The organism is Pseudomonas sp. BRG-100 (assembly GCF_000737955.1).
Taxonomy (GTDB): Bacteria; Pseudomonadota; Gammaproteobacteria; order Pseudomonadales; family Pseudomonadaceae; genus Aquipseudomonas; species Aquipseudomonas synxantha_A.
This window is the reverse complement of record NZ_JPRX01000001.1, coordinates 278,404-295,592: the sequence shown is the minus strand read 5'-3', so window position 1 is coordinate 295,592 and position 17,189 is coordinate 278,404. Positions and strand designations below refer to the sequence as shown.

Below are 17,189 nucleotides of genomic sequence, written 5' to 3'. Positions count from 1 at the left end.
GTCAGCACCGGTCAGTGGGCCGGGTAGTCGGCCACCACCACATCCTTGCCTTCACGGGTCAGACCGATGACTTGATACGCCTCGCTACGCCCTTCCACTTCCATACCCGGCGAGCCCAAAGGCATGCCCGGTGCGGCAAGACCCAGCAGGTCATGACGCTGGCGCAAGGCCAACACCTGCTCGGCGGGTACATGGCCTTCGACGAACTTGCCGTCGATCACAGCGGTATGGCACGAACCGAGGCGCGGGGCGACGCCCAGGCGTTGCTTGACCGCGCTCATGTCTGCTTCAACGTGGTCGTTGACCTTGAAACCGTTGTTTTCCAGATGGCTGATCCATTTTTTGCAGCAACCGCAATTGGCATCGCGGTGTACATCGATGGGAATCAGCTCGGCGGCCTGGGCCAGGGGGGTGGCAAGCAGGGTGCAGAGCAAGGCCAGTCGCAATGGGTTTTTCATCAGGGGTCTCACTGAAAGCGCAGCAATAAACCGCGCATTCTCCCTGCTTTTTACACTGAGACGCGCTGGTAATGTTTCTAAATTATACGAAGCCTGGGCTTTCCAACCGCTGCTTGAGCTGGTCCAGGGCAATGGCGGAGAGTTTGATCATGCGTTTGTGCAAGGTAGCGAGTTGCAGTTCGGTTTCATACGTCAATACGCGCTTGAACCGAGTGCCACCCTGATGGGCTTGCAAAAAATAATGGATACAACCGTCCACCGCCAGTGAGGTGAACACGGTCCTGAACTCATCGGGGCAGCGGGCAATTTGCACGCGGTAGCTCATGGATACGCGAATGCCCAGCAGGTCGATGTCTTCAGTAAAGCGCGAGCCGACCGGTAATGAGCCGCGGGTGCCGGTGTCGGCGCTGAGGGAGGTGGGGTGCCATTCGTGCCAGCGGTCGGGCTGGGTAACATAGTCGTAGACAATTTCGATTGGGGCCTGGATGAAGCGTTCCTGACTGATCTGCTCCAAGCGGATCGGCTGCTCAGTCGCGTGCATGACACACCTCCTGTGTGGCGGGTTTTTACACTGGGAGCTGTCAGAATAGTCTGGCTCCCGCGCTTCGCACGGGAGTATTCAGGCCGTTGATCAGCACGCTGAAAATTAGATATCCAACAGGGCCATCACTTCCTTGGGGTAGCGCAAACCGGCGGTTGCATCGGCCGGGAAGATTGCATCCAGCCCAGCCAGTTCGTCCTTGCTGAGGGTGATCGATACCGCCGCGACATTCTCTTGCAAGTAGGTACGCCGCTTGGTCCCGGGGATTGGGATGATGTAGTCACCTTGGGCCAATACCCAGGCCAGTGCCAGTTGCTCGGCCGTCACGGATTGGTTGGTGCACTTGCGTGCTCGGCCCGGCACGGGTTTACAAGGTTAGGCTTGTGCCCTGCGATAGGCGCCAGGTTGCTGCCCGGTGACTTTATGAAAGGCCCGGGTAAATGCGGCCACCGACTGATACCCGGCTGCCAGCGAGACCTCGGCCACGGTCTGGTCCGCCTTGAGCAGCCCACAGGCATGGCGCATACGTATCACCAGCAATACCTGCCCCGGCGACTGCCCGCATAACTCCCTGAAACGCTTGAAAAACGCCGAACGGGATAACCCCGTGCACGCCGCCATGCTTTCCAGGCTCCAGGGCTCGGCCGGGCGCGCAATCAGCTGCTCCAGCAGGCCGGCAAATGCCGGTTGCCGGCCCAGCGCTGCCAGGCCGCCCAGCTCGGTGTTGTCGATGACTTGCTGGCGCAGTACATATAAAAACAACAAGTGGCAGAGACGTTCGAGCAAGGCCGAGGAGGGCGCGGGTAGGCGCTCGCACTCCTGCAGGATCAATTCGAACAGATTGCGCGCAGCGGTCAACGATGGATCACCGGCACGCAGGATGATCCAGGCGGGCAGGCTGTCGACAATCATCGCCGACAAGCCGGATTGGAAATGGAAGAAGCCGCAAACCAGGCCCACGCCATCCATGGCACTGCTATCGAGGGGCAGCATCGGCCGGCGAGGGCACTCTTGGGCGCTTGCCGCGATACTTTCCCCGGACAACCGATAGGCCAGGTCACGCAGTAGAAACACGGCGTCACCATTGTTCAGGTGCCGGGACGTTGGATCACCGTCGATATGCAGCCAGCAATCGCCCTGCACGATCAAATGGAAGCTTGCCTGGGCCAGGCTGTGCGTGCTGGCGTGCCAGTCACCGCAGTAGCGGCCGACGTGAAACAAATTGGTATTGAGTTCAAGGCTATCTAATAACCAATCGACAAGAGTGCTGGACGAATTCATCTAATGGAAAGACTCAAGAGCAAGTAATCGCTACTTTAGCCTATTGAGCGATTTTTTTAGAACCAACAGACTGGCGCACTCGAACCCAACAGGAGACCACTCCATGTCCCGTGTACCGTTGCTCACCCCTGACACCGCCCCGGAAGCGGCGAAACCTTTCCTGGAAAATGCGCAGAAGGCCTCGGGTTTCATTCCTAATCTGCTGGCGGTGTTGGCCAATGCACCGGCGGCGCTGGAAACCTATATCACTGTCTCCGGCTTGAATGCCAAGGCCGAACTGAGCCTGGCCGACCGCGAAGTGGTGCAGTTGATTGCTGCTACTACCCACGGGTGCGATTTCTGTGTCGCCGGCCACACCGCCGTTGCGCGCAACAAGGCCAAGCTGCCCGAGAACGTGATCGAGGCCCTGCGCCGGCTGGGTGAGCTGCCTGACACTCGCTATGAGACACTCGCCGCCTTTACCCGTGAAGTGATCGCCACTCGGGGTGATGTCAGCGATGCCGGCTTTGAGGCGTTTCTCGCGGCCGGCTATACCAAGGGCCACGCGCTGGAGGTCATCCTGGGCGTAAGCCTGGCAACCCTGTGCAATTTCGCTAACGTGTTTGCCCGTACCCCGCTGAACCCGGAACTGGCGCAGTACCGCTGGGAAAAACCGGCAAGCTGAATCGGCGTTGGTCCACCTGCTGTAAAAGGAGAGACATGAATGCTTGACCCAATCTTGAGCCGTTGGCTCGATGTTCAAGCGCAGGCCCTGGACGTGGGCAGTTGCGATCCACAGGAAGTGCTGCCACGCCTGGCAGAAGCCAATATTCTGAAAATCGGTGTGCCCACCCAACTGGGCGGGCTGGGCGGTGATGTGGCGGGTGCGGTCGAGGCCATCGCCAATGTGGCCAGCCATTCCCTGGCGGCGGCATTTGTGTGCTGGGGCCAGCGCTCGTTTATCGAGTACTTGTTGCAGAGCCCCAATCAGCGCCTGCGCGAACACCTGATGCCGGACCTGCTCAGCGGCAAGTTGGCCGGAGCCACCGGGCTGTCGAATGCGATGAAGTTCATATCGGGTATCGAGTCGTTGCAGATCAGCGCCGAGCCCAACGAGCATGGCTGGACGCTCAACGGTCGTCTGCATTGGGTGACCAACCTGCGCAAGAATGGTTTTGTCGCCGCAGCTGCTATCGAACATGCGGGCGGTGGTACGCCGTTTATCCTGGCGATCCCGGATTCAGTGGCGGGCTTGCAGCGCTCCCGCGATCTGGAGCTGCTTGGGTTGCAATCGAGCAACACCGCTGCCCTTGGCCTGGAAGGCGTGGAGCTGAGCCGTGACTGGTTGCTGCACGAGGACGCGCGCAAGTTCCTGCCGGCAGTGCGCCCGGCGTTCCTTGGTTTGCAGTGCGGCATGTCGATTGGCCTGGCCCGCCGCTCCCTGGCCGAGGTGGCCAATCATCTGGGGGCCAGCCGTACGGTGTTGCGCGAAGAGCTGGAAGCCTTGCGGGCGACGCTGGACCATCTGGTCAGCGAGCTCAAGAGCGGGTTGCTGGCTGGGCGTTTTGCTGCCGAGCCGATCCCCTTGTTCAAGCTGCGCATTGCCCTGGCAGAAACCGCCGCCAGCGCCGTGCAGCTTGAACTGCAGGCCAGTGGCGGCAAAGCCTACCTCACCGCCCACGGTAGTGGCTTTGCGCGGCGCTGGCGCGAGTCGGCATTTGTGCCGATTGTGACGCCCAGCCTGGTGCAACTGCGCACTGAGTTGCAGCGCCAGGCCAACCTATGAGCCAGGCGGTCATGACGGCCCAGGGGATTTGCCTGGGGTATGCCAGCGGCCCGGTACTGCAAGGGTTTGACTTGCAGTTGCAGGCGGGCGAAGTGGTGTCGATCCTGGGGCCCAGCGGCGTGGGCAAATCCAGCCTGCTGCGTGTGCTTGCCGGCTTGCAGCTACCCCAGGCCGGTCGTGTGCACGTGCTGGGCGAACCCTTGAGCGGTCCGCACCCACGGGTGGCGGTGGCCTTTCAAGACCCCAGCCTGTTGCCCTGGTTGAACCTGGAAAAAAACGTCGCCTTCGGCCTGGACTTCGCCCGCCAGCCGCACCTGAGTGTTGAAGAGCGCCGCCGTCGTGTCGACCACGCCATCGCGGCGGTAGGCCTGGAACATGCGCGCCAGCAGTTCCCGGCGCAACTGTCCGGCGGCATGGCCCAGCGCACCGCGCTGGCCCGCTGCCTGGCCCGCCAGCCTCAAGTGCTGCTGCTGGATGAGCCCTTCGGCGCGCTGGACGAAGTGACCCGCGCCGACATGCAGCACCTGCTGCTCAAGGTCAACCGTGAGCAAGGTTCGGCGGCGGTATTGATCACCCATGACATTGACGAAGCGCTACTGCTGTCCGACCGCATCCTGCTACTGGGTAACCGCCCGGCGCGGACGTTGGGTGAATGGCATATCGACTTGCCGCAACCTCGGGACGAACAGGTCGAGGCCATCGGCGCGCTGCGTATCGATATTCTGAAAACCTTACGGCAGGCGAGCCGCCCTCAACCCAACCCCCTTGAACAACAGGAGCTTAGCCATGTGTCTGGATGACCTGACCCACTCGCGCCGTGACTTTCTCAAACTCTCGGCGGTGCTCAGTGCCGCCGGCGCCTTGCCGCTGTTGAGCAGCCTGCAGGCGCGCGCCGCCAATGAGCCCGACGCGCCGGTGCGTATCGGTTATCTGCCGATCACCGACGCTACGCCGTTGCTGGTTGCCCACAACAACGGCCTGTTCGAAGCCGAAGGCATCAAGGCCGAACGTCCGGTGCTGTTGCGCAGTTGGGCTCAGGTGATCGAGGCGTTCATCTCAGGGCAGGTCAACGTGATTCATCTGCTGTCACCGATGACCGTGTGGGCGCGCTACGGCAGCAAGGTGCCGGCCAAAGTCGTGGCCTGGAACCATGTGGGCGGCTCGGGCCTGACCGTATCGCCAGGCATAACCGACGTGAAGCAACTGGGCGGCAAGTCGGTGGCGATTCCGTTCTGGTACTCGATCCATAACGTGGTGGTGCAGCAACTGTTCCGCGACAACGGCCTCACGCCGGTGACGCGTGCGACCGGCAGTTCGATTGCCGCCAATGAAGTCAACCTGATCGTATTACCGCCGTCGGACATGCCGCCCGCACTGGCCAGCAAGCGCATCGACGGCTATATCGTCGCCGAGCCGTTCAACGCGCTGGCCGAGAACCTCAAGGTCGGCCGCGTGCAGCGCTTTACCGGTGATGTATGGCGCAACCACGCGTGCTGCGTGGTGTTCATGCACGAGCACGACCTGACCAACCGCCCGGAGTGGTCGCAGAAGGTGGTGAACGCCATCGTCAAGGCCCAGGTGTGGACCCGCGACAACCGCGAAGAGGCGGTGAAACTCTTGTCCAAGGATGGCCCGAACCGTTACACGCCACACGCCGAGCCGGTGTTGAGCAAAGTCCTGGCCCCGGCTGCCAGCGACCGCGCCGCCTATTTGGCGGACGGGGCGATCCAGCATGCCAATTGGGACGAGCACCGCATCGATTTCCAGCCTTATCCATTTCCGAGCTATACCGAGGAACTGGTGCGGCGCTTGAAGGACACTCTGATCGAAGGCGACAAGAAATTCCTCGCTGACCTCGATCCGGCGTTTGTCGCCAAGGACCTGGTGGATGATCGCTTTGTGCGTCAGGCGATCGAAGCGGTGGGCGGCATGAAAACCTTCGGCTTGCCGGACGGCTATGAGCGGCATGAGGAGATTGGCGTTTGAACAACGGTAGAATCCTGGGCTGGTCGCTGGGGTTGAGCGGCTTGGCAGGTTTGATGTTGCTGTGGTGGCTGGGTGTGAAAGTGTTCGGCGAGGCCGATGGCCTGTCGGCGCGTTTTTCGCTGGCGGCCACCGCAAGCAGCCTGTGGGAATTGCTTGGGCGCAGCGAGCTGTACCTGCACATCGCCGTGAGCCTCAAGCGCATTTTTGTCGGGCTGTTTCTCGCACTGTTAGTGGGGGTGCCACTGGGGCTGCTGGTGGGCAGTTCGCGCAGACTGGAAGCGGCGACCACGCCGGCCTTCCAGTTTCTGCGGATGATTTCGCCGTTGTCCTGGATGCCTATCGTGGTGATGCTCATGGGGGTAGGCGACCAGCCGATCTATTTCCTGCTGGCGTTTGCCGCGGTATGGCCGATCGTGCTCAACACCGCAGCCGGCGTGCGTCAACTCGACCCGCGGTGGTTGCAGTTGAGCAAGAGCCTGAGCGCCACGCGCTGGGAGACGTTGCGTCGAGTCATCATTCCTGGTGTGGTCGGGCATGTGCTGACCGGCGTACGCCTGGCCATCGGTATCCTATGGATCGTGCTGGTGCCGTGCGAGATGCTCGGGGTCAGTGCAGGCCTGGGCTATTACATCCTCGATACCCGTGATCGCCTGGCGTATTCGGAGTTGATGGCGATGGTGGTGGTGATCGGGCTGTTGGGGTTCGCGCTGGATGCGCTGGCACGTGGGCTGCACCAGCGCTGGGTGCAGCGGGGATAAACACGCACATTCGAGCGACACACTGTCGCTCGAAGCGCAGGGCAGGGTTAAACCTGAATAACCAGGTCACCTGGCAAGTCTGTGGGGGAGAGAGGGTTTCGTACGTTGGGCGAAGGTTTGTCGAAGACCCCGATACTGATGCTGCCTGTCATCTCGGCCAAGCCAGGAACACCCTCAGTGGTATTCATGTGTGATTGACCGACCAAGGCAAGCCACTTTTCCGTTCCGGAGTTGGCCTGGATCACTTCTGACGCATAGTAATTGAACTCTTCGAGGCGTTGCCTGGAGCCGAACCCTGTCTCGGTGCGGCCTAGTTTTGCGTCTTTATGCCGGGTTAAATAATAGTGATCAAGCGGCAACACTTCGATGCCATGCAATTCGAATTTGGCTTTGAGCTCGTCAAATGTCGGTTGGGTGCGAGGGAGGTCGGGATTGGCAAGGTTGCCGATGCCATCATCGACAATGCCCTTGGAAGGTAAGTCGATGACGCCCTCGAAATAGATCTTCTTCACCCCCTCCTGTTTGAATTTCTCAACGTTGTCGAAGAGCAACTTAAAGCTGGCCATCTCTTTATGGGACTCTCCGAACACGATGCCATTGGAAACTTTCAGTGCCTCTGTGATCACTTCGGCTGCGGGCGCGGTCTTGGAGATTTGCGGCGCTACTATGCGTGGTGGCAGGGCGCCCTCTTTGAGGGCGTCATAGGTCTCGTACATTTCCTCGATGAATTTTTTCAGGGTTTCATCTTTGCCGTCACCGCGCAGGAAGTGCCCTGGCTCCAGTTTCCCTTTCATGCTTTCTACATAGCTGCCTTTGGGCAGCTCCTTTCTTGTGACTTTGCTGCTGATCCTGGGACGTGTAGGTCGACCTATCGGGTCGAATCGATGCGCTTGCGAATGACTCGGGGCGTATGCCACAGGCATGTAAGTATGCGTCGGAACGAACGCCTCGAGAGGCGGGCCGTAAGGCTCCCGGGTGCCCGCATCCACGGCGTACCATTTGCCCTCATGTAGAACGGCAGAGGCTTCCAGGTTTTTGTCACCACGCTTGAACAGGCCGATAGCGACATCATCGAAGGGCGCGCCTGCCTCGATCAGGTCGCTGCCCCTGGCCATGCCTCGCAGACGCTGTATGCCGTCACCGGCTGCGCCGGCACCTGCCAGAGCCAGCTTGCCGGCGCCCACCGCTGCATCGCCTAAACCACCCAGCGGGTTGAAAGCGCTCAAGACGTCGGCGCCGATTATTCGGGTGGCGCGCGCCAGTTTGCTGATGGCGTTGCTGGTTTTATGCGCGCCCTTCAGCAGTTTTGACGCGGTGCCCACGCCGGCAGTGAGAAAACCGAAGACGTCAAATGCCAGATCGACAGCCGCATCTTTATAGTTGCCGTTACGCCAATTGACGATGGCCGTTCTCAGCGGAATCAGGTCGAGGATAAATTCGCCGATGGTATTGAGGGTGTCACGGTTCCTTTCCGTAGACGTCCTACCTTCTGCTTGCCGCCTGACGGCGTCACTGTCGATGCCCTGCGCGTTGACTATCATCTGGGCGATGTCGTGGATGCGTGGGTTTTTGAATGTATTGACAGGGGGGCCTTCTCGGGTCTTTTCGACACCCAGATTATTCAGGTTCTTGCTGAGTGGGAGCGCTTCGATCTTGGTGACTTCATTGGCTATGTATTCATCCGCTGCGATGCGTCCCGAAGAAGCTTTTTTGATAGTCGCGGTGACCGGGTCGAATTCGTAGACGTGTTTCTCGCCCTTGAGCTCTGCTTGCATCAAAACTCTTGGGCTGGTGTGGAACAGTTTGTTTGGCCAAAACGGAATAGGCGAGCTGCGGTAGGTGTTCTCTTGATAAAAACTAAGCTTTGCGTTGTTTAAAATCTCTCGATCTGCGACAGGCAACTGGGTAATGGCATTCATCCACGTGTAATGGTGGATTTTTTTACAATGGGTCGTTACTTCGGCGAATTGTTTATCAAATTCCTGGGGGACGTTGAAGTGTGGGCTGTGGGTGAAAAGAGCGACGGCACCCAGGTTGACGCCCTTGGTGTTATTGCGGATCACCCAGTCGTTGGTGTTGATTTTCAGCCCTTGCATGGTGAGCTCGCGCAGCGAGTAGAGAGGGCCGAAGCGTTGGCCCTTGAGCCCCATCTTGTGATAATTCAGACAAAAGAGTTTGTCATCCAGAGGAAAGTCATCACCCAAGTGCTGCTGGATTCGTTCTTGTGCCATTCTTTCTCGATTCGGCAAGGGCTTGTCGAGCAAAGCGGACGCCTCTTTCAACGCTTCATGTTGAGCATTGAAAGCTGTGCGGGCGTACTCGAAATCCTCCGCGGTGTAGTGTGCGTCGTCGAAGCGGTAAATCACGTCGTTGGCCACACACCAGTCAATCAGTGCATTTTTCTTTGCCGCTTCACTGGCTGGGTATTGCGACGGGTCTGCGCACATCACTTCGGCGAAGTTCATGTTCATCGTCCTCCCGGGCGTGTGGGCTTCGATACCGGCCACCGCGATACATAAGTTTGCCCACGCCTGGCTGTGGCAACGTACTGACGCTGGAATGTCTTTGATCAAAAACTGGGGGGCGACCCGCATCAGCAGCAACCGGGCTGCCAGCGCGGCGGTAGCAGGGGAAGTACGGCCAGTGCTGCTCAGGTGATTGGCAAGGGCCTCAACCACGGAGGCGGGCGATGAGTCCCTGTGGATTTCGACGCCCAAATCAAAGCCGGCCACTATGTTTCGATTGGATTTTTGATCCAGCGCTTCAGGGTCGAGGCTCAAATGGATGGTCGCCAGCACATAGTCATTGGCGCTGCTGCTTGTGGCAATCCCGCCCACACTGGCTTGAACCGCGGCGCCTAGCGCTGCGGCTTGCGGTGAGTCGAGCAGTTTCTCCAGCGCGGCAGCAGGGTCTTGCATCAGTTGTGGAGACAGGGTGACGGCGTTGGCAAGGTAGTCCAGGGCGCCGACGCCAGGCTTGGGCAGTGGCAAGCCTGGCAGATTCGCGCTATTCGACGCGATGACATTGTAGGCCGTGCGCTGATGTTCAATGCTCAATGGCAGTGTCCAGGCCAGAGCACCACTCAAGTTGCCCAATGGGTGCTTCTGGACGTGCTCGCAGAGGTTCTGGGCAAGCTCCTGCAGCTCTACTCGGGTCTTGGGATAGTAAGGGCTTGCTGCTTTGATGAGCGATTCGAGGCTGGCGGTGCGTGGGGACGCATCGGCGGACGCAAGCGTGAGATGGGTGGACAGGAAATACGCGGCCACGGCCTCTGGTGTTGCGTCTTCGGGCAGTTTCTCCAGCGCCGTATCGAGGGCCTTGGCAAGGTTATGCAGCTCCTGGCGGTCGCTTAATTTTTTTCTCAGTGTCTGGCGTCCATCCGGCAGCGCTGGCTCAGCGGTGGCGGTGGTATCGCCCACCTGAGCGTCAACATCTGGCGGTGTTTGGGGAAGGTCGGTAGATAGCGGCGAAAATTGCAAACTACGAAGTGGGGCAGCATGTTGAATGTTCACAGTCACTCACCTTTCAGGCATGGAAACGTCAACGCTCCAAAAGGCTACATACCTGTAGCCTGAGCGCACTGATTCGTGTGCGCTCTGGGCCTTACGGTTCCCGCATGGCTACCTGTGGTGTGTGAGAAATCAAGTCAGCAAGACGCGAGAAGATTGCCCTCTCAACGATTAAAACCGACGGCCCGTGTGAGCGCCGAACAAGCCAAAATTTTTGATCGCCTGTAACATGAGACGCAGCCGACCCGGTTCGTCCCGATTTTCGGGTATGTGCGGCGAAACACAGCGGATACATTCTTTAAGGTTCAGGAACTTCGTCATGACCCAAAAGCAACGCTTGAAATACTCGATTCTGATCGCCCTGGCCGTGCTGGCCTCGATGTTCGGCCTGTCCTACCTGCAGAACATTGGCGTGATCAGCGAAAAGACCTTCCAGTACCTGGCCATTGCGATTGCCGTGGTGGTAGTGGTGATCAACGGCATCATGCGTCGCAAGGTCAAGCCGCACTTCTGATCAGCGCGGCGTGACTCAGGCGCGACCTTCGAGCACTTTGGCAGCCTCTTCATGGAGGCTGTAGCTTTTATCGGCATTGAGGGTGATCACGCCCTCGCTGCACAGACGCTTGAGCACCTCACGCACACTGAGAAACGACAACGGGATGCCCAGCTCCAGCAAGTGGCTGTGCACGCCCCGCACCCCCAGGGTGCGCTGATTGTCGGCGGCGTTGAGGAGGGCGTCGATGACCTTCAGCCGAATCAGGCTGGTGCGCAGACCGAAACACTTGAGCAAATGGCGAATGCGCTGGTTGCCCTGCTGTTCGGGCGCCTTGCCAAAGCCTTGTGAACCGTTGCCATAGTTGGCCTCGGCTGTCGGTGAATGTCCATCCGTGGGCACTTGCGGGTTGTACATGCAAAAACTCCTTATCAGAGCCTGATCAGGAAAATGATGGTGCTCTTATTCAATAAGACGAACGAGAGAGCAAAATCATGAAGTGCCGAATGTAGAAAATTTGTCGGTATCAGGTTTGTCACACTGTCGCCGGCCTGGATAAGCCCCGTTCGTGGCTAAATTCTTCCCGGTTAATTGCGTCCTTACGGTGGGGTAGTTGTATCTACCGAGGGTATTCAATTTGACTGCGGGGTCTGCGTGATTATTTCCAACGGGTTATTCAGGGGCTGCGTGGCAGGGGTGTTGCTGGGGCTGAGCTTTGCGGCCTCGGCGCGCGAGCATGTGGCTCAGGCGTCGGCCGATATTCGCCGTACCACTTACGGCGTGCCACATATCCGCGCCAATGACGAGCGCGGCCTGGGCTTTGGCATCGGTTACGCGTATGCCCAGGACAACCTGTGCCTGCTGGCCAATGAAGTGGTCACGGTGAACGGCGAGCGCGCGCGCTATTTCGGCCCCGAGCAGGCAACCCTGGAGGAACGCAACAACCTTGCCAGCGATGTGTTCTTTACCTGGCTCAATACACCCGGCGCGGTGCAGGCATTCTGGCGTGCGCAGACCCCGCAGATCCGCCAGCGTATCGAAGGCTACGTGGCCGGCTATAACCGCTATTTGAAGGAGCAGGGCGCGCCCGCACAATGCCAGGCGGCGTGGGTACGACCGCTGGTTAAAGAGGATCTGGTCAAACTGACGCGCCGGTTGCTGGTAGAAGGTGGCGTTGGCCAGTTCGCCGAAGCCTTGGTGGGCGCCACGCCGCCCCAAGCCATCGCCGGTGTGCAACCCGGCGCGCAGGCATTTGCACAGGCCGCCGCGCATCAGCAACGCTTCAGCCTCGACCGGGGCAGTAATGCCGTCGCGGTGGGGCGTGATCGTTCTTTCAATGGCCGTGGGATGTTGCTGGCCAACCCGCATTTCCCATGGGTGGGTGGCATGCGTTTCTACGAAATGCACCTGACCATCCCTGGCCAACTGGATGTAATGGGTGCCGCACTGCCAGGTTTACCCGTGGTGAATATCGGCTTCAACCAGCACGTGGCGTGGACGCATACAGTGGACACCTCCAAGCATTTCACCCTGTACCGACTGACCCTGGACCCCAAGGATTCCACGCGCTATATGCTTGACGGCAAGTCCGTTGCCCTGGATAAAACCACGCTGACCGTGCAGGTCAAACAGGCCGATGGCAGCCTCAAGGACGTTGCCCACACCGTCTACAGTTCGCAGTTCGGCCCCGTGGTGCAATGGCCCGGCAAGCTGGACTGGGACAACAAATACGCCTTCAGCCTGCGCGACGCGAACCTGGGCAACGACCGCGTACTGCAACAGTGGCATGCCATGAACCGTGCGGGCAGCATCACTGAGCTGCAAACTGCGGTGCACTCCCTTCAGGGCATCCCATGGGTCAACACCCTGGCTGCCGATGATCAGGGGCAGAGCCTGTACATGAACCTGTCGGTAGTACCCAACGTCAGCGCCGCCAAACTGGCGCAATGCAGCGACCCACGGGCCGGCCTGCAAATGATCATGCTCGATGGCAGCCGCAGTGCGTGCGCCTGGGACATCGACCCCAAGGCTGCGCAAGCAGGGATCTTCCCGGCGGCGCAGTTGCCGCAGCTGCAACGCACCGACTATGTACAGCACTCCAACGACTCTGCCTGGATGGCTAACCCCGAGGCGCCGCTGAGCGGGTTCTCGCCGGTGATCAGCCAGGACAATATCGGCCTGAGTCCACGCGCACGTTTCGCCCTGCAACGCCTGCAATCCCTGGACAAACAGCCGATCAGCGTCAGCGACCTGCAAAACATGGTCATGGACAACGAGGTGTACCTGGCGGGCCAAGTCATGCCGGACCTGCTCGATTTTTGCGCCAAGCAACTCGGCACCGACGCCGCCGCGCTCCAGCCACTGTGCACCAGCTTGAAAACCTGGGATCGGCGCGCCAACCTCGACAGCGGCATCGGCCTGCTGCACTTCATCAACCTGATGCAGCACCTGCAGCAAACTCCCGATGCCTGGCGTGTCGCCTTCGACCCGGCCCACCCCCTGACCACGCCCCGCGGCCTCGCCATCGATCGCGCGCCGGTGGCCGCCGCGCTGCGTGAAGCCATGCTGGCCTCCAGCGCAGACGTCAACCAACTCGGCCTGAGCCGTTGGGGTGAGATCCAGGTCAGCGGCCAAACCCCCATCCACGGCGGCCCGCAAGAACTGGGTGTCTACAACGCCATGCAAACCGTGCCCCGCGAAGATGGCAAACGCGAGGTCGTCAGCGGCACCAGCTACCTGCAAATCGTCACCTTTGATAACAACGGCCCCAACGCAGTCGGCGTGCTGGCGTTCTCCGAATCCAGCAACCCGGCGTCCCCTTACTCAAAGGACCAGACCCAGGCCTTCTCCGAGAAAAAACTGCGCCCGTTGCCGTTCACCGACGCTCAGATCAAGGCCGATCCGCAGTACCAGCTCCACACCGTGAAGGAGTAGGGCAGACCCGCAACCCCTTGATGCCAGAGCAGAATATTTTTTGAAATCAAGGGGTTGCAGGCATAGGCAAATGAGTACATAATGGCGCCCATCGAACGCAATGAAGCATTAAAAACTTCAATGTATTCAATGAGTTAGAGTAGAGGCAGGCTTCACATAGCCCACTCCAGTTTGTATGCGGTGAATGTCAGCGACAAGGGCATTGATCGTTTGAGGCCGAGTAGCAAAATGGTTATGCAGCGGATTGCAAATCCGCCTACGCCGGTTCGATTCCGACCTCGGCCTCCACTCTTGAAAACCCCGTAGATTAACGTCTACGGGGTTTTTTATTGTCTGTGATTTGGCAACGCTTCCCGTGCACTTATTCAGTGCGTATGTTGGCAAGCGCAGGACTATGTCCGTACTTATCAAAGCTGACCGAGACAACCATGAAACAGAACATTCTTCTTGCAGCCGTTTGCGCTGCACTGATCCAGGGCTGTGCCTCCACCTCCAAAAGCCATGAGGACTCGCCCTCCATGCTCACGACTACCTCGGCTGCTGTAGCCCAGCCGGCTTTACCCGCCTATTACTGGAACCTGGTTTCGGCCAATGATGCCGCGGGTAAACCTCTCTTCGCTCTGAATAAAGGCATCGAACGCAAGCTGCGCGTTTCCTTCGGTGACAAGAATCTGAACATCAGCGGTGGCTGCAACGGCCAGTTCGGCGGCTATCAGTATCAGGATGGGGTGTTGAAAGTGCAGTCACTGGCTTCAACGCTTATGGCTTGCGACAAGAGCCTGATGGACCTTGACGCAGAGGTCGCTCGACTGTTCAAGGGCGACCTGCGTGCTGTCATCACCGGCGACAACGCGGCGCCGACGCTGCAACTGACTACCGCCAACGGCTCGGTGCTCAAGCTGCAGGGCGAGGCTACGCCGCAGACGCGTTACGGGAGCAAGGGTGAGGTCAAATTCCTGGAGGTGGCCGCCAAGACCGTCAAGTGCAGTCACCCGATGATTCCTGACTATCAGTGCCTTCAAGTGCGCGAGCGACGCTATGACGACGCCGGCCTGCAACTTGCGACCCAGGATGCGTGGCATCCGCTGTATCAGTCTATCGAAGGCTTCGAGCATCATGACGGCGTGCGCACTGTACTGCGGGTCAAGCAATACGAATGGAAAAATCCGCCCGCAGACGCACCTTCAAAGGTCTACGTACTGGATATGGTGGTCGAGCAGGACGCTTCCGGGACTAGTCAGTAACCGAGACCCAAAGCCGGTGACGTTCGAGAAAATGGCCGGTTTTCGACGAGTGACATGTCTAGATCAACGGTTCCAGCTCGGTTGGGGTTGTCACGTGTGTGTTTGCCAACTACCCTGAAAATGTTTGAATTATTACAAACAATTTCGGTTTGACTTTTTTCGGTCAAACGACTTCAGGATGAGGGACGAAAAAATGTTTTCACACGAAGGCACCGCAATAGAGCTGTTGACCCTGGTTTTCGCCGTGACGGGCGTGCTGTTGATTGCCTGGTTTATTCACCATCAATACGAGCTCAGGTCACGCAAGCGTGTAAAAAAACAACAAGGTGGTAATCAGCAGCATTCCGCTCAAAACCGCTGATTGAGCATAAATCCGGGCCAGCCATTCGCGCCGGTTTCAGTCCGATGATCCGAGGCTCGGCGTCAGCCACTGGCCTCGGATCTATTGATTCTCTGGGCCTTGACTTCACTTGCGTAGGCTTCAAGCCTTTGCTGCTGAGCTGTGAGTAGCGCGCAGACTTTCGTTAACGTCGCTACGTTATTGGATGCGCCGCCAGCTGCCAATGCCGTCAGTTGCACCACCGACCAGCCGATAACCGCGCTGGCGTCTTCAAGGTCGTAGAACAGTTCCTGTTGCGCTGTCCTGGGGCCGTCGAGGTCGTCTATCAAAAGCGTGCACTCTGTGTGGGGTAAAAAGCTTAAGCGTGTACGACAGGGTAGTCATATCGGTGCACAAGGGAAAATTACAGACAAAGAAAAGCCCGCGATGGGGGGCGGGCTAAAGGGGATGTTTTCAGGAGCTGTAGGCACAATAGGCGCACGTCTGTGAAAGCTTTGTGAAACGCGCTCCTGAATTGAAATACGTCTAGACCGGCGAAATAGTCGCCAGCATCCCGATACCAATGGTCAGCACCAAAAAGCCGAACAGGAAAATTGCCATCTTGGTCATAAGGCCTCCGAAGGGAAGGGGGGACGACAGGAATGTCGGGATGGGGCTATTGTCCGCCTGGAGCGGCTTTCAATACAGGCGCAGATAGAAAAGAAAAAACCGTATCAGATTGCCCGTTAGCGCCTGCGCCGGGGCTTTTCAAGCCAACAGTTTTTATAAAGATCAGCGCCGCCCCTGAGACAGCCACCGCATTTGCCCCTAAGATAGCGCCCACTGCATCAACAATAAGAGTGGGTCCACCCTCGATGGAAAGACGCCAGTTCAGCGGTGGCATGCAAGGCAAGAACCTGCGCTACCTCAACGATCCCTCCCGGCAAGCAGCGTTGGTGACCCGCGTCGGTTTCCTGCTACTTGAACACTTCTCTCTGCCCGCTTTCACCCAGACCCTGGACACGCTGGTGACCGCCAATCTGTTGCGCCCCGAGCTATTTGCTTCGCGCACCTTCGGTTGGGGCGAAGGCGAAGTCATCAGCGACCTGGGCCTGGTCATCCGCCCCGATGCGAGCCTGGAACCTGCGGTCTTGCCGGACTTGGACCTGCTGGTCATCTGCGGGGGCTTTCGCACCGAACTCAAGGCCAGCGAACCCTTTATCCAGCTGTTGCGCAGCGCGGCCGAGGCGGGTGTCAGCCTGGCGGGTCTGTGGAACGGCTCGTGGTTTCTCGGTCGCGCCGGCCTGTTACAGGGCTATCGCTGCGCCATTCACCCCGAGCACCGTCCGGCGCTGGCGGAAGTATCCAAAGGCGCACAGGTCACCAGCGAGCCCTACGTGATCGACCGTGATCGCCTCACTGCGTCCAGCCCCTCCGGTGCTTTCCACATGGCGCTGGACTGGATCAAGAGCCTGCATGGCAAAGCATTGGTCGAAGGTATCGAAGATATCCTGGCGTTCGAAGAGTCGCGCTATCGCCGTATCAAACCCACCGAAAACGTCTGTGTCAGCGCACCGCTGCGTGAAGTGGTGAAGTTGATGGACGCCAACCTCGAAGAACCCCTGGAACTCGATCAACTCGCCGTCTATGCCGGTCGCTCCCGCCGCCAACTGGAGCGCCTGTTCAAGGAGCAACTGGGAACTACGCCACAACGCTACTACATGGAACTGCGTGTGACCGAAGCGCGGCGCCTGTTGCAGCATACCGAGCTGTCCCAGGTGGATGTGCTGGTAGCGTGCGGGTTTGTCTCGCCGAGCCATTTCAGCAAGTGCTACAGCGCGTATTTCGGATATCGCCCCTCCAAGGAGAAGCGGTTGGTCAGGTAACGTGGCAGGAGTTGA

At 59.0% G+C, this 17,189-nt stretch carries 16 protein-coding genes, 1 tRNA gene and 1 pseudogene; 11 read left to right on the top strand and 7 right to left on the bottom strand.

Annotated elements, in window-relative coordinates:
- Positions 1-11: 11 nt before the first annotated feature.
- The 4 genes and pseudogenes from JH25_RS25460 to JH25_RS25475 form a co-directional block, all read right to left on the bottom strand.
- Complete coding sequence (locus JH25_RS25460; RefSeq protein ID WP_032875638.1) at positions 12-458, bottom strand: DUF411 domain-containing protein; 447 nt, start codon at positions 456-458, stop codon at positions 12-14.
- 82 nt (positions 459-540) lie between these two features.
- Positions 541-999, bottom strand: coding sequence for an SRPBCC family protein (locus JH25_RS25465; protein WP_032875636.1), 459 nt, complete (start codon positions 997-999; stop codon positions 541-543).
- A gap of 105 nt (positions 1,000-1,104) precedes the next feature.
- Positions 1,105-1,335: pseudogene (locus JH25_RS25470) on the bottom strand (aldo/keto reductase); the annotation flags it as partial.
- Positions 1,336-1,374: 39 nt separating this feature from the next.
- Positions 1,375-2,280: an AraC family transcriptional regulator gene (locus JH25_RS25475; protein WP_032875630.1), complete on the bottom strand. Its 906-nt coding sequence runs from the start codon at positions 2,278-2,280 to the stop codon at positions 1,375-1,377.
- Positions 2,281-2,383: 103 nt separating this feature from the next.
- Between JH25_RS25475 and JH25_RS25480 the strand changes: the two genes are divergently transcribed.
- From JH25_RS25480 to JH25_RS25500, 5 genes are read left to right on the top strand one after another with little or no spacing between them, the layout of a single operon-like run.
- Positions 2,384-2,944, top strand: coding sequence for a carboxymuconolactone decarboxylase family protein (locus JH25_RS25480; protein WP_032875627.1), 561 nt, complete (start codon positions 2,384-2,386; stop codon positions 2,942-2,944).
- A gap of 39 nt (positions 2,945-2,983) precedes the next feature.
- On the top strand, positions 2,984-4,045 hold the full coding sequence (locus JH25_RS25485) for an acyl-CoA dehydrogenase family protein (RefSeq protein ID WP_032875625.1): 1,062 nt from the start codon (positions 2,984-2,986) through the stop codon (positions 4,043-4,045).
- Positions 4,042-4,845, top strand: coding sequence for an ABC transporter ATP-binding protein (locus JH25_RS25490; RefSeq protein ID WP_005788050.1), 804 nt, complete (start codon positions 4,042-4,044; stop codon positions 4,843-4,845). The genes JH25_RS25485 and JH25_RS25490 overlap by 4 nt, the downstream gene beginning before the upstream one ends.
- A complete protein-coding gene (locus JH25_RS25495; RefSeq protein WP_032875622.1) occupies positions 4,832-6,031 on the top strand; it encodes an ABC transporter substrate-binding protein in 1,200 nt (399 codons plus the stop codon). Before JH25_RS25490 ends, JH25_RS25495 begins: the two co-directional genes overlap by 14 nt.
- A 53-nt stretch (positions 6,032-6,084) precedes the next feature.
- Entirely contained in the window at positions 6,085-6,789 is a 705-nt protein-coding gene (locus JH25_RS25500) for an ABC transporter permease (RefSeq protein WP_164699546.1), read from the top strand.
- A gap of 47 nt (positions 6,790-6,836) precedes the next feature.
- On the opposite strand, the gene JH25_RS25505 is transcribed toward JH25_RS25500, so the two are convergent.
- The gene (locus JH25_RS25505) at positions 6,837-10,301 is read right to left on the bottom strand and encodes a membrane-targeted effector domain-containing toxin (protein WP_164699484.1); all 3,465 of its coding nucleotides are present in this window, start codon (positions 10,299-10,301) and stop codon (positions 6,837-6,839) included.
- Between the two features lie 316 nt (positions 10,302-10,617).
- On the opposite strand from JH25_RS25505, the gene JH25_RS25510 reads away from it, so the two are divergent.
- On the top strand, positions 10,618-10,812 hold the full coding sequence (locus tag JH25_RS25510) for a hypothetical protein (protein ID WP_005788056.1): 195 nt from the start codon (positions 10,618-10,620) through the stop codon (positions 10,810-10,812).
- Positions 10,813-10,827: 15 nt separating this feature from the next.
- On the opposite strand, the gene JH25_RS25515 is transcribed toward JH25_RS25510, so the two are convergent.
- Positions 10,828-11,208 (bottom strand): fe2+ zn2+ uptake regulation protein, encoded by a 381-nt coding sequence (locus JH25_RS25515; RefSeq protein WP_032875618.1) that lies wholly within the window; start codon positions 11,206-11,208, stop codon positions 10,828-10,830.
- A gap of 237 nt (positions 11,209-11,445) precedes the next feature.
- Between JH25_RS25515 and pvdQ the strand changes: the two genes are divergently transcribed.
- From pvdQ to JH25_RS28515, 4 genes are all read left to right on the top strand, one after another.
- Positions 11,446-13,725 (top strand): bifunctional acylase PvdQ, encoded by a 2,280-nt coding sequence (pvdQ, locus tag JH25_RS25520; RefSeq protein WP_032875615.1) that lies wholly within the window; start codon positions 11,446-11,448, stop codon positions 13,723-13,725.
- 214 nt (positions 13,726-13,939) lie between these two features.
- Positions 13,940-14,013 (top strand) — tRNA-Cys (locus JH25_RS25525).
- A 230-nt stretch (positions 14,014-14,243) separates the two neighbouring features.
- The gene (locus JH25_RS25530) at positions 14,244-14,969 is read left to right on the top strand and encodes an META and DUF4377 domain-containing protein (protein WP_236648010.1); all 726 of its coding nucleotides are present in this window, start codon (positions 14,244-14,246) and stop codon (positions 14,967-14,969) included.
- 193 nt (positions 14,970-15,162) lie between these two features.
- Complete coding sequence (locus JH25_RS28515) at positions 15,163-15,330, top strand: hypothetical protein (RefSeq protein ID WP_164699483.1); 168 nt, start codon at positions 15,163-15,165, stop codon at positions 15,328-15,330.
- A gap of 62 nt (positions 15,331-15,392) precedes the next feature.
- Here the strand turns inward: JH25_RS28515 and JH25_RS25535 are convergent, their stop codons facing one another.
- Complete coding sequence (locus JH25_RS25535) at positions 15,393-15,638, bottom strand: hypothetical protein (protein WP_032875609.1); 246 nt, start codon at positions 15,636-15,638, stop codon at positions 15,393-15,395.
- Positions 15,639-16,190: 552 nt separating this feature from the next.
- On the opposite strand from JH25_RS25535, the gene JH25_RS25540 reads away from it, so the two are divergent.
- Positions 16,191-17,174 (top strand): GlxA family transcriptional regulator, encoded by a 984-nt coding sequence (locus tag JH25_RS25540; RefSeq protein ID WP_050549421.1) that lies wholly within the window; start codon positions 16,191-16,193, stop codon positions 17,172-17,174.
- The last annotated feature ends 15 nt before the right edge of the window (positions 17,175-17,189 follow it).

Excerpts from the sequence above, each read along its gene's own strand:
- JH25_RS25540 (WP_050549421.1), top strand. The coding sequence starts at position 16,191 with ATGCAAGGCAAGAACCTGCGCTACCTCAACGATCCCTCCCGGCAAGCA.
- JH25_RS25460 (WP_032875638.1), bottom strand. The coding sequence starts at position 458 with ATGAAAAACCCATTGCGACTGGCCTTGCTCTGCACCCTGCTTGCCACC.
- JH25_RS28515 (WP_164699483.1), top strand. The coding sequence starts at position 15,163 with ATGTTTTCACACGAAGGCACCGCAATAGAGCTGTTGACCCTGGTTTTC.
- JH25_RS25495 (WP_032875622.1), top strand. The coding sequence starts at position 4,832 with ATGTGTCTGGATGACCTGACCCACTCGCGCCGTGACTTTCTCAAACTC.
- JH25_RS25485 (WP_032875625.1), top strand. The coding sequence starts at position 2,984 with ATGCTTGACCCAATCTTGAGCCGTTGGCTCGATGTTCAAGCGCAGGCC.
- JH25_RS25475 (WP_032875630.1), bottom strand. The coding sequence starts at position 2,280 with ATGAATTCGTCCAGCACTCTTGTCGATTGGTTATTAGATAGCCTTGAA.
- JH25_RS25530 (WP_236648010.1), top strand. The coding sequence starts at position 14,244 with ATGCTCACGACTACCTCGGCTGCTGTAGCCCAGCCGGCTTTACCCGCC.
- JH25_RS25510 (WP_005788056.1), top strand. The coding sequence starts at position 10,618 with ATGACCCAAAAGCAACGCTTGAAATACTCGATTCTGATCGCCCTGGCC.
- JH25_RS25515 (WP_032875618.1), bottom strand. The coding sequence starts at position 11,208 with ATGTACAACCCGCAAGTGCCCACGGATGGACATTCACCGACAGCCGAG.
- JH25_RS25490 (WP_005788050.1), top strand. The coding sequence starts at position 4,042 with ATGAGCCAGGCGGTCATGACGGCCCAGGGGATTTGCCTGGGGTATGCC.
- JH25_RS25480 (WP_032875627.1), top strand. The coding sequence starts at position 2,384 with ATGTCCCGTGTACCGTTGCTCACCCCTGACACCGCCCCGGAAGCGGCG.
- JH25_RS25500 (WP_164699546.1), top strand. The coding sequence starts at position 6,085 with ATGTTGCTGTGGTGGCTGGGTGTGAAAGTGTTCGGCGAGGCCGATGGC.
- JH25_RS25465 (WP_032875636.1), bottom strand. The coding sequence starts at position 999 with ATGCACGCGACTGAGCAGCCGATCCGCTTGGAGCAGATCAGTCAGGAA.